This is a genomic window from Psychromonas arctica DSM 14288 (genome assembly GCF_000482725.1).
In the GTDB taxonomy this organism is placed as follows: Bacteria; Pseudomonadota; Gammaproteobacteria; order Enterobacterales; family Psychromonadaceae; genus Psychromonas; species Psychromonas arctica.
The window spans coordinates 1-12,083 of sequence record NZ_AXWP01000084.1; the positions used below are offsets into that span (position 1 = coordinate 1).

Sequence of the window (12,083 nt, forward strand, 5' to 3'; positions counted from 1 at the left end):
GTCAATGATATCTGCATTTCCTTAGTGTGATCTTTTAAAATTAAATTTCAATTTTTTTTTACAAATGAAAAGCATTATCAAAGATCACGGGTATAAAAGCCAAGCATTACTTTCTTCTACGCCAACAGATAAATGCTGATGCGCTGCCGGAATATTAATGCTGCCATAATGTTCAGCATATAATTTAGGGCCACCCAGCCAACCCGACAAAAAGTACGCGAGCTTTTTCTTTGACTCAAAAAGGTCACTACTGTGCATCGACCTTACTTTTTTTGCTTCAGGAAAGTTATCCATATTGATATAAAAATCGTCAACCAGTTTAGAAATACCCGCTAACTTCCCTGCCATAGTGTATGAGTTATCACCTACACCATATTCCATATTCCATATTCCATACTAGAATCCATCATAAACTGAAACCTATTGCGCTACTTAGTATTAATATATCGCTGATAATAACCTACTTTAACGCTAATTTAATTATCCATCCGCGCCTTTATTGATCCAAAATAAATTGCTCATTAATAGCGTAACAATTAATACACATCATGCAAAAATGTCTCCCCTGCTCTACTGATACCTAGTTATGGGGCTTTCTACGGTGATTTTTATTCTTCTGCTTCGCCCTAATGCAGTGCATCAGTTGCACCAACACGGGAAGGGTTAAGCTAACAAAACATTTACCTCAAGCTCCAATATAACGTAAGCAACTGTTTTAGTTGAAATTAAAATAGAAAATTAAAATGGCACAATCGTTGCAAAATATAAACAAAAAGTTCCGATCGTTTCATTTAAAATATATATGGAGATACAATATGAAATTTTTAAAGGTTTTATCTAGCTTAGTTTTATCCACCTCTTTACTGTTTTCAGCACAAGCAGTGCAGGCAGATAAATTAGCAGATATTAAACAATCGTCAGTACTTAGAGTAGCAGTGCCTCAAGATTTCCCTCCCTTTGGTTCAGTGGGAACGGATTTACAACCACAGGGGTACGATATTGATATGGCTAAGTACCTTGCCAAGGAATTAAATGTAAAACTGGAATTAATCCCCGTTACCAGTGCAAACCGTATCCCTTATTTACAAACGGGTAAAGTTGACCTGGTTATTTCAAGTATGGGCAAAAACCCTGCACGTGAAAAAGTGGTCGATTTCAGTGAAGCTTACGCACCCTTTTTCCTAGGTGTCTTTGGCACCGCTGACGAGCAAGTGAGCAGTGCAGAAGATCTTGCTGGTAAAACAATTGGTGTAACACGTGGCTCAGTAGAAGATCTTGAGTTAAGTAAGTTAACCCCTAAAGACACTATCATTAAACGATTTGAAGACAATAACAGTACGTTGTCTGCTTTTTTATCTGGCCAAGTTAGCTTAATCGCAACGGGTAATTTAGTGGTTACTGAGATTGCAACGCGTTACCCAGACAAAGCCCCACAAACTAAATTTTTATTACAAAACTCTCCTTGTTATGTCGGTGTTATGAAAGGCGAACAAGCATTGCTTGATAGCGTTAACCGTTTAATTAAAGCCGCTAAGCAAAATGATGTATTAAAAGGACTTTCACAAAAATGGTTAAAAGCGCCATTCCCTGCAGACCTTAAGTCATAAGTTGGAATAAAGACGATGAGCTATCAACTGGATTTTTCAGGTTTAGTTCCTTACTTGCCGCAATTTGCGGCAGGTTTATGGACCACTATAGAACTCACTGTTATCTCAACACTAGGAGGGTTGTTATTAGGTACTCTTTGCGCACAAGGTCGCATCAGTAAAGATGCATGGTTACGAAGGAGTTGCTCCTGCTACATCGAAATTATCCGTAACACTCCGTTTATTGTGCAGTTATTTTTTATATTTTTTGGTTTACCTGCGTTAGGCATCAAGCTTTCAGCTTGGCAAGCCGGCATGTTAGCGATGATTATTAATCTAGGTGCTTATAGTGCAGAAATAATTCGAGCGGGTATTGATGCAGCACCAAAGGGACAATGGGAAGCAGGCCAAACACTTGGTTTAACAAGGCGTCAGGTTTTTTGGCATATCATTTTACTACCAGCTTACCAACGTGTTTATCCAGCGTTAGTCAGTCAATGTATTATCGTCATGCTTGGCTCAGCCGTGGTCTCGCAAATATCCGTTGAGGAGTTAACCTTTTCAGCCAACTTTGTGCAATCACGTAGCTTTTTAAGTTTTGAATCTTACATGGTAGCCGCATTAGTTTATTTACTCTTAGCAATATTAATGCGTCAGACGTTCGCATTAATAAAGCGTTTCGCTTTTAAAAACCCGTCTCTGTAGGAGGACTTTAAAATGGTACAATTTACTGATTGGGATATTTTAAAAAACCTACTACTGGCAGCACGTTGGACAATTTTATTGTCATTATTAGCGTTTGCAGGTGGTGGTCTATTTGGTTTGATACTAACCCTATTGCGCAGTATGCGTAGCAAAATCATCACTCGAATTATTCAAACTTACGTAGAAATATTCCAAGGTATTCCATTGCTGATGCAATTGTTTTTAACCTTCTTTGGTTTGTCGTTAATTGGTATTGAAGTGGACGCTTGGTCTGCCGCAGTAATTTCTTTAACACTGTTTAGTAGTGCCTTTTTTCATGATATTTGGCGAGGTTGTATTGAAGCGTTACCAAAAGGTCAGTGGGAAGCCTGTCGTACACTAGGTTTAACTTATTTACAAACCATGCGTTACGTTATTGTGCCACAAGCAATGCGCATGTCGATCGCACCTACCGTAGGCTTTTCTGTGCAAATCGTCAAAGGCACGGCACTGGCCTCAGTGATTGGTTTCGTTGAGCTAACTAAAGCAGGCACCATGATCAATAACGCTGTTTTTCAACCCTTTAAAGTATTTGCAATGGTCGCGGTGTTGTACTTCCTTATCTGTTTCCCACTTTCTGTTTTAGCTCGCCATTTGGAGAAAAAAAATCATGTCGCTCGTTAGTTTAGATCAAGTCCATAAATACTATGGCGAAAACCACGTATTGAAAGGTGTTGACCTTAAAGTCGAAGCTGGTGAAGTTGTTTCTATCATTGGTCGCAGTGGTTCCGGTAAAAGCACCCTCTTACGCTGTATGAATGGGTTAGAAGAATACCAAAAAGGTGCAGTTATTGTTGATAATCAGTCGGTTGAAAATGATGATTACAAACTTCGTTTACTAAGCCGAAGCGTGGGCATGGTATTTCAAAACTTTAACCTTTTTCCCCATATGACAGTAGGTGAGAACGTCATGCTAGCCACTAAACTAGTGATGAAAAAGTCTTCTGCAGACAGTGAAATTTTAGCCAAAGAGCTATTGGAAAAAGTCGGACTAGCGGATAAATTTTCAGCTTACCCTGGCAATTTATCCGGTGGCCAACAACAGCGTGTTGCTATTGCACGCTCATTAGCTATGTCACCAAAAGTTTTATTATGTGATGAAATAACCTCTGCATTAGACCCTGAACTCGTAGGTGAAGTGCTAAAAGTATTAGAAAAACTTAAACAAGAAGGCATGACATTAATACTGGTGACACATGAAATGAACTTTGCACGCGATGTTGGCGATAGAGTGGTATTTATGAATCAAGGACGAGTATGGGAGACAGGTCAAAGTGATGAAGTATTTTCTAATCCTCAAACCGAAGAACTACAAAGTTTTCTTGCGGCTGTGAGATGATAAGAGAATACTTTCAACAGCCTGCATTAGCCTAGCAAGGAACAATAAATGACTAATAACAGCAACTCATTGATTGAGCGTATTACTAAGCATTACCCAGACCTGACTCAAAATAGTCGTCGCTTAGCCGACTATTTACTGCTTAATCCAGAAAAAGTACTGATCATGTCAACGAATGACATTGCTGAAGTCTGCGCCGTTTCTAAAACCAGTGTCAGTCGTTTTATTCGTCGCTTAGGTTATGCGGATCACCTTTCATTACGTAATGAGTTACTAGCAGTACGCGAAAGCGGCCAACCGGTATTAACCAATGCCTTAAATAACTGCGATTTTCACCAAGAGATTCAAGCCTTAGAGCACTTACGAGAGCAACTTAAAAGCGTTGATATGGAAGCTATTATTAAACACTTAGCAGAAGCAAAACGTATAAAAATAATTGGTTATCGCAACAGTTACCCGTTAGCGTTGCACTTTCGACAACAGCTTATGCAGTGTCGTAGCCATGTTGAGTTATTACCTTTACCGGGACAGACCATTGGTGAAGACTTAGCGGCGATTGAAGAAGACGACTTTGTCATTGTGATTGGTATTCGCCGTCGAGTTAGCCACTTTGCAAAAATGATTGAGCAACTACAAGCACATCAATGTTTATTGATCACGGATCAATCTGGACAAAAATATGCACAAAGCACCACCCACACACTGATTTGCCATATGAATAATGAAACGCCTTTAGATAGCTATGCGGTTCCCATGAGCTTAATTTCTCATTTGGTTAATAACACCTATCAATTATTGAATGGTGAAGCGACTAAAGTGAGCAGTAAAATAAGTGTTAATTATTCCAAGCTCAATGAGTTAGAGTAAATATTAAATTAAATAATCAGCCGTAAGAGTAATGATCAAATGATAAATGTTATAAATAAACTTAAAAAAGAGTGGTTTTTAGTGGGTATGGTGATCGCCATTGCGTTAGCCACAATAACCCCTGAACTGGGTAAATCAGGAGGATTAATTCATCTTGATAAACTTACCGGTATCGGTGTTGCGATTGTCTTCTTTTTACATGGCTTAGGTCTTTCCCCTTCTGCGATTAAAGCCGGTGTGAGCAACTGGCGTATGCACATTTACATTCAAGCTGCGACGTTTATTGCTTACCCACTACTTTGGATTATTTTTGGCGATCTATTATTGGCTTATATGCCAGCAGCATTAGCTTTTGGTTTCTGCTACTTATTCGTTTTGCCAAGCACTATATCTTCTTCTGTAACCATGACCAGTGTTGGTAAAGGTAATGTTCCGGGGGCAATTTTTAATGCTTCATTGTCTAGCATTCTAGGTATTGTGATCACACCTCTTTTAATTCAAGCATTCATGGGCTTTGAGGGTGTTGAGCTTGATTTAGTCGCCTCTATTACCTCGATTGCTAAGTTACTGTTGTTACCAATGATACTAGGGCAATTAGCGAGACCTTTTTTATTAAAATTTGCGGAAAGACATAAATCAGTAGTGAGTAAGATTGATAAATACGTTATTTTATTAATCGTTTATAACGCTTTTTGTGACTCTGTTGCGAACGGTATTTGGAGCTCATTCTCAATGCAAATGTTGATCACCTCGATTGCCATTTGTGCAGTGGTATTACTGTGTATGGTTCACCTTATTCAATGGGGAGCTCGCCGTTGTCAATTTCAATTAGCCGATGAAGTAGCGGCGGTATTTTGTGGTACTAAAAAAACACTCGCAGCGGGTATTCCAATGGCGACCGTTATTTTTGGCAGCAATCCCGACTTAGGCATGATCCTATTACCTATCATGCTCTATCACCCGATTCAGATTTTCTACTGCGCAATATTAGCTAGCCGTTATGCCACTCAAAGTGAACAAGTTAAAACGGCCTCTTCACACTAAGTGTTAAGTAGCTTTAAAGGTAACTTTAAAGCTATCAGAAGTAAAAATAACGGTAGTAAAAATAAGAAGGTTAAACATGGATCATCTAATAACTAAAGACGCAAGTGTGTACTGTACACAAGGACCCGATAATTTAGCGGCAACGGCTGACGGTGAGCTAAGTGGTTTAACCTTCGTGTTTAAAGACCTATTCGATGTTCAAGGTTATGTCACAGGAGCAGGCAATCCGGCGTGGTTAGCAAGCCATCAACCAGCGCAGCAAAGCGCTAGTCTGATTGAGTGCTTATTAGCCAATGGCGCAAGTTGTGTTGGCCGCGTGCAAACCGATGAACTTGCTTACAGTTTAAACGGGCAAAATATTCATTATGGTACCCCCGTTAATCCGCTTGCACCAAACTGCTTACCGGGAGGCTCTTCAAGTGGTAGTGCGGTGGCCGTTGCAAAGGGTGAAGCTGATTTCTCAATCGGCACAGACACCGGCGGTTCAGTGCGCGTTCCTGCCAGTTATTGTGGCCTATTTGGTTTACGTCCAACACTCGGGAAAGTGAGTTTAGATAATGCTTTTCAATTATCAAAAAGCTTTGATACAGCAGGTATTTTCAGCCAAGACTTAAACAAACTAGCGAGTGTTTTTTCATTATTAGGTGCTTCAACACAACCGGTAACTGATCTCAAAAAGCCAGCAATTGCTTCAAAAAAGCAAGGGCAAGTTGCACAAAACTTGTACCTAGATAATACATTGCAGCAACAATTCAGTGCGCAAAGATTGAGTGTATTAAGCCGTTGGTGCCAACAAGCCAATATCACACTGCTAAGCTGTGATCTATTAGCCAACACTGAGCAAACCCTTGATAAGTTAAGTCTATTATTCCGTACCATTCAAGGTTTTGAAATAATTGAGAAGCACGAGGCTTGGTTAACAAAACACGGTGACTCTTTAGATCCTTCCATTCTGCAACGTGTGATTTGGGCGCGTACTATTACACCTCAACAATATCGTGAAGCTAAAGTACAACAGCAACATTTTAAACAACAATTACTTACTCAGTTTAATGATATGCAAGGTTTATGGGTGATACCTACCACCCCTTCAGGCCCACCGTCACTAACCATGGCAGGTGAAGCACTAGCTGAGTATCGGTCGCAATTAATGGGATTAACTAGCATCGCAGGTTTAGCCGGTTTTCCACAGTTACATCTACCGATACAAAACTTACAAGAAGGCCCCTGCGGATTTTCATTGATCGGTATCGATAACCAGGAAGCAGATCTGATCAAAACGGGTCTTAGCTTATGGCAAGGAGAGCAATAACTATGATATTTCAAACTTCATTTACCGCGCCACATTACAAAGCAGCACAAGCCGGGCAAGCTGTATTAGATGCCGGTGGAACGGCTAGCGAAGCAATGGTGGCAGCAGCAGCTATGGTGTCAGTGCAATATCCACACATGAATAGTATTGGTGGTGATGGTTTCTGGCTAATTTGTAAAGCAGGAGAAAAGCCCGTCGCAATTGATGCCTGCGGTGGTGCTGCACTTAATATCGATGTGGAAAGCTACCGACAGCAAGCGGATGATTTACCAGAAAGTGGCGGTAAATCAGCAATAACAATGGCAGGAACAGTTGCAGGTTGGCAACAAGCACTTAAGCTAGATAGCTGTGGGTTTAATGGTAAGGCGATGCCTTTAAATAGGCTACTTAAACCTGCTATTGATGCCGCTGAACAAGGGATTGAAATCACCCAAAGTTTGGTTGATGCCAGTGAAAAAACCTTATCTCGCTTAAGTCATTTAGCTAATTTTGCAGCCCGTTTTTTGCTTCAAGATGAAGTATTAAAAGTAGGTGAAACCCTCACTAACCAACCTTTAGCTAATACTTTTAAGCATTTAGCAGAAAAAGGTTTAGACGACTTTTATCGAGGTGAACTTGCCAAACAGATGGCAGATGAACTTGCTGATGCAGGTAGCCCGTTAACGTTAAATGATTTTGTACAATACCAAGCCACGGTATCAACACCATTAACTGTGGATATCTCTAAGGGTAGTTTATATAACTTAGATGCACCCACTCAAGGTTTAGCATCATTATTAATTTTAGCAATTTATGATCGTTTAGTGGATCAAGTGACCTCTGAAGTTGAGCATATTCATTTGTTAGTGGAAGCAACTAAACAAGCCTTTATCATTCGCGATCAGCAAATCACCGATCCCGCTTACCTAGATGCCCCTTTGCAACAATGGCTAAATGATGATGTGATTACAAAATGTGCCGCTAATATCTCCTTTGAACAAGCATTACCTTGGCCACATATCGCAAAACCCGGTGATACCGTATGGATGGGGGCATCCGATCAATACGGTACCATGGTCAGTTTTATACAAAGTATTTACTGGGAGTTTGGTTCAGGTGTGGTATTACCATCCAGTGGTATTACATGGAATATTCGCGGTAAAAGTTTCAGCCTTGACGCCAATCATCTCAACGTACTTGCTGCAGGTAAAAAACCATTCCATACCTTAAATCCAGCCTATGCAGAACTCAAAGACGGGCGACGTTTTGTTTACGGTTCAATGGGCGGTGAAGGACAACCGCAAACGCAAGCTTGTTTATTTAGCCGCCACCTTTATCAAGGTATAAGTTTAGCAGCTTCTGTTTCAAAACCTCGTTGGTTACTGGGGAGAACTTGGGGTGACAGCAGCAATAACTTACGAGTAGAAAATCAACTTTATAAACAACACGGTGCCACCTTAAGAGCACTGGGTCACGATATAACAATAGTGGCTGATAATAACGAATTAATGGGGCACGCAGGTGCCATTATGCTCGATAAAAACGGGAAAGTAGCAGCAACTAGCGATCCTCGTAGTGATGGGCAAAGTTTACTTGGAGAAAAAAATGACCACTAAATCCCTATTTGAAACACTTAACCCGCCAGTTCGTTTATTAATGGGGCCGGGACCAATCAATGCATATCCACGTGTTCATCAAGCTATTTCTAGTGCTTTAATTGGCCAATATGATCCGGTCATGACGGGTTATATGAATCAAGTTCAATCCTTATACCGTGGCGTTCTCGAGACCGATAACCAACAAACGATGTTAGTCGATGGTACTGCACGTGCAGGCATCGAAGCGGTATTGGTTTCCATTTTACAACCTGGCGATAAAGTATTAATTCCAGTAATTGGGCGCTTTGGACACTTATTATGTGAAATTGCACAGCGTGTTGGTGCCGTTGTTAAAACCATTGATATTGAGTGGGGTGAAGTTTGTCCGCCAGAATTAGTAGAGCAAGCGATTAAAGAGTTCCAACCAAAGCTATTAGCAACGGTACAAGGTGATACCTCTACCACCATGAATCAACCGCTTGCTGAAATAGGTGAAATTTGTCAACGCCATGGCGTTCTATTCTACTGTGATGCAACTGCCTCTATTGCAGGCAATGAACTGAAGATGGATGAGTGGCACTTAGATGCAGTTTCAGTGGGGTTACAAAAATGTTTAGGTGGCCCATCAGGCAGCGCGCCTATCAGCCTAAGTGATCAATGTGCAGAAGTCATCAACCACCGTAAACACGTGGAAGCAGGAATTAAAGCTGACCATCATACTGCCGGTACCGATATCAGAATTCAGTCTAACTATTTTGATTTAGCCATGGTCATGGATTATTGGGGACCAGAACGTTTAAACCACCATACCGAAGCCACCAGCATGTTATATGCAGCACGAGAATGTGCGCGTATTTACCTTGAAGAAGGCAGTGAAAATGTTATTGCTCGTCATAAACAAGCTGGTGATGCAATGGCAATGGGCTTGAAAGCAATGGGATTAACATTGTTCGGTAACCAACAATTTAAAATGAGTAACGTGGTAGGCGTTTATATTCCAGATGGCGTTGACGGTGACAAAGTACGACAAGAGTTATTGTTATGTTTTGGCATTGAAATTGGTACTTCCTTTGGGCCTCTACACGGCAAGATCTGGCGTATTGGAACGATGGGCTTTAACGCTCGTCAAGAGTGTGTGTTAACAACATTAGCGGCACTAGAGTCAATCTTATTAAAATACAAAGCTGGCATTCAACCCGGTCAGGCAGTCACTACTGCAATGCAGTATTACACTGTTTAAAAAGGAGCCTTTATGTCGCTGACGACAACAAATGACGGTGCACAAAAAATAATGCAATGGGCGGATCACCTCGCTACCTTCACGGCAATGCAAGGCGGTTTGCTTCGTGCTTATTTAACAGCAGAGCATAAACTAGCGCATCAACAAATTGAACAGTGGATGCAACAAGCTGGCCTACAAACTTGGGAGGATAGTGTTGGTAACCAGTGGGGACGTAAGCGATCTGCTAATCCAACATTACCAACTGTATTAATAGGTTCACACAGCGATACCGTAGCCAATGCGGGTAAATATGATGGTAACTTAGGTGTACTACTTGCCATTGAAGCAATGACCCTATTAATGGGTGAAGAACTGCCCTTTCATGTTGATATCGTTGCCTTTGCAGATGAAGAAGGAACACGGTTCAATACTACCCTGATCGGATCTAGTGCAACCGCTGGTTGCTTTAAGCCAGAATGGTTAGCAGTCACTGATAATCAAGGCATTAGCATGGCACAAGCGATGACTGATTTTGGCTTAGATCCGATGCGAGCAGGCCAAGATAAGCGAAATGCCGATGATATATTAGCGTATTTAGAAGTACATATTGAGCAAGGACCGGTATTAGAGAATCTCAATTTACCGGTGGGTGTTGTGACCGGCATTGCCGGTGCAAAACGCTATCAATTCAAACTTAAAGGCATGGCCGGGCACGCCGGCACTGTACCATTAGCGTTACGTAAAGATGCGATGTCAGGTGCAGCACAAATGATCGGTGCGATTGAGCAATTTGCCTTTGATCATGGCATTGTCGCTACCGTTGGGCGCTGCGATGTATTTCCCGGTGCAGTCAATGTGATTGCGGGTGAAGTACATTTTACCGTCGATATTCGTAGTCAATCTCAGTCAACATTAGAAAGTTGTTGTGACAAGCTATTACAAGATTTAACTGATATTGCCGACAAACGTCAACTGACCTTAACACATGAAAAACTTTACCAAGCAGAAGCGGTTTTATGCAGTGATAACCTGCAACAAAAATGGGGTGAAGTGGTTGAAAAGCACACTCAAAAAGCCCCTTGTTTTCTATCAAGCGGTGCAGGTCATGATGCGATGGTGATCACCAATATTACCGACATCGGCATGCTCTTTGTACGCTGCGAAAAAGGCATTAGCCATAACCCTAGAGAACAGGTAATGGTTTCCGATGTCGCCGTAGCCTTGAATTGTTTAATCGATATGGTTAAAAAACTCGCTGAGTAAGTGTTTTTATTTTAATAAGAAAAAACTCAACAACCACCTACTAAAGTAGGTGGGTTAGTTTTATGGACTAAAGTCCGGATACGGGTCAAAGACCCGTTGAATTAACCTTCCGTTCTAAAGTTATCGTCACCTTTAACTTCAAAGTGGTGTTCTAGATATTCTTTAATCATTTCTTCGGTAACATCTCCTGATGTTACACAGAAATATCCTCTGGCCCAGAAATGACGACCCCAGTATCTCTTTTTAAGATCTGGGAAACTTTCAAATAATTTAGCAGATTAGCGCCCTTTAATTCTTCTCATGATTTCACTGGGTGCCATATTCGGTTGTGCTGAAACTAAAAGATGAACATGATCCTTACTCACAACTCCTTTTAAAATCTCAATTTCAAAGGCATTACATGTTTGCCGAACTAATTATCTTACTTTCAAACCAACATCACCTTGTAATACTTGGTACCTATATTTAGTAACAAAAACAAAGTGATATTGAATTTTAAAAACTGTATGGCTGCCGTATCTATAATCCATAACTACCTCCTAACACTAATAGAGAGATTATAGCTAAAGCTGACCGGCTAAAGCCGATGGTTTTAACCTTTTAGGTGACTAATAAAGTTAAACCATCATGGGACTACATGACCAAAGAATTTAATATTCGCCAACTGCATTATCAGCTTGGGCCGGGAAGCCTTAGTTTCTTAAGGGTACATAAACCAAATAAATTTGGCGATAGTATGGACGACCTACGTTTTACCATTGTCGATACAAATGCCGAGAAAAAAGCACGTTTTGGATTTGAGACAGGTCGCATATATAGTGGATTAAGGGGGGTATCACCTATCTGGGCTAAACACCCAGAAACTAATGAAAAAGTATATGTAGGGGCTGTGGAGGTAGGTACTTCATTCAAGCAAATACTGCCCATTTTTACTAATATTTTCAACGTTAATATTGCTGTCTTACTCTCTAAAGCACACATCAATAATAAAATGTGGAGTGAGTATATCGATGAATATTTTAAGCTGAACCCAGATATATACCCGTGATCTTTGATAATGCTTTTCATTTGTAAAAAAAAATTGAAATTTAATTTTAAAAGATCACACTAAGGAAATGCAGATATCATT

Annotated in this window: 12 protein-coding genes and 1 pseudogene; 11 read left to right on the forward strand and 2 right to left on the reverse strand. The window is 40.6% G+C overall.

Going from position 1 to position 12,083, the window contains the following annotated elements; translation table 11 throughout:
- Positions 1-84: 84 nt before the first annotated feature.
- On the reverse strand, positions 85-381 hold the full coding sequence (locus tag H592_RS22085) for a globin domain-containing protein (RefSeq protein ID WP_342665422.1): 297 nt from the start codon (positions 379-381) through the stop codon (positions 85-87).
- A 434-nt stretch (positions 382-815) separates the two neighbouring features.
- On the opposite strand from H592_RS22085, the gene H592_RS0110945 reads away from it, so the two are divergent.
- The 10 genes from H592_RS0110945 (at position 816) to H592_RS0110990 (ending at position 10,954) form a co-directional block, all read left to right on the forward strand.
- The gene (locus H592_RS0110945; protein WP_028868816.1) at positions 816-1,607 is read left to right on the forward strand and encodes a transporter substrate-binding domain-containing protein; all 792 of its coding nucleotides are present in this window, start codon (positions 816-818) and stop codon (positions 1,605-1,607) included.
- A 15-nt stretch (positions 1,608-1,622) separates the two neighbouring features.
- The gene (locus H592_RS0110950) at positions 1,623-2,291 is read left to right on the forward strand and encodes an amino acid ABC transporter permease (protein WP_028868817.1); all 669 of its coding nucleotides are present in this window, start codon (positions 1,623-1,625) and stop codon (positions 2,289-2,291) included.
- A 12-nt stretch (positions 2,292-2,303) separates the two neighbouring features.
- The gene (locus tag H592_RS0110955) at positions 2,304-2,954 is read left to right on the forward strand and encodes an amino acid ABC transporter permease (RefSeq protein ID WP_028868818.1); all 651 of its coding nucleotides are present in this window, start codon (positions 2,304-2,306) and stop codon (positions 2,952-2,954) included.
- Positions 2,941-3,669, forward strand: coding sequence for an amino acid ABC transporter ATP-binding protein (locus H592_RS0110960; RefSeq protein ID WP_028868819.1), 729 nt, complete (start codon positions 2,941-2,943; stop codon positions 3,667-3,669). Before H592_RS0110955 ends, H592_RS0110960 begins: the two co-directional genes overlap by 14 nt.
- Before the next feature lie 48 nt (positions 3,670-3,717).
- Positions 3,718-4,536: a MurR/RpiR family transcriptional regulator gene (locus H592_RS0110965; RefSeq protein WP_028868820.1), complete on the forward strand. Its 819-nt coding sequence runs from the start codon at positions 3,718-3,720 to the stop codon at positions 4,534-4,536.
- A 39-nt stretch (positions 4,537-4,575) separates the two neighbouring features.
- A complete protein-coding gene (locus H592_RS0110970) occupies positions 4,576-5,580 on the forward strand; it encodes a bile acid:sodium symporter family protein (protein WP_245600410.1) in 1,005 nt (334 codons plus the stop codon).
- 76 nt (positions 5,581-5,656) lie between these two features.
- On the forward strand, positions 5,657-6,892 hold the full coding sequence (locus tag H592_RS0110975; RefSeq protein WP_211235657.1) for an amidase: 1,236 nt from the start codon (positions 5,657-5,659) through the stop codon (positions 6,890-6,892).
- A gap of 2 nt (positions 6,893-6,894) precedes the next feature.
- Positions 6,895-8,487, forward strand: coding sequence for a gamma-glutamyltransferase family protein (locus tag H592_RS0110980; RefSeq protein ID WP_037071629.1), 1,593 nt, complete (start codon positions 6,895-6,897; stop codon positions 8,485-8,487).
- A complete protein-coding gene (locus H592_RS0110985; RefSeq protein ID WP_028868824.1) occupies positions 8,477-9,709 on the forward strand; it encodes a pyridoxal-phosphate-dependent aminotransferase family protein in 1,233 nt (410 codons plus the stop codon). Before H592_RS0110980 ends, H592_RS0110985 begins: the two co-directional genes overlap by 11 nt.
- Positions 9,710-9,721: 12 nt before the next feature.
- On the forward strand, positions 9,722-10,954 hold the full coding sequence (locus H592_RS0110990) for an allantoate amidohydrolase (protein ID WP_028868825.1): 1,233 nt from the start codon (positions 9,722-9,724) through the stop codon (positions 10,952-10,954).
- Positions 10,955-11,055: 101 nt separating this feature from the next.
- Here H592_RS0110990 and tnpA read toward each other — a convergent pair.
- Positions 11,056-11,484 (reverse strand): annotated as a pseudogene (tnpA, locus tag H592_RS22090) (IS200/IS605 family transposase).
- Between the two features lie 74 nt (positions 11,485-11,558).
- On the opposite strand from tnpA, the gene H592_RS0111000 reads away from it, so the two are divergent.
- Positions 11,559-12,002 carry a cache domain-containing protein gene (locus tag H592_RS0111000; protein WP_425414387.1) on the forward strand — a complete coding sequence of 148 codons (444 nt, stop codon included), beginning with the start codon at positions 11,559-11,561 and terminating at the stop codon, positions 12,000-12,002.
- Positions 12,003-12,083 lie beyond the last annotated feature (81 nt).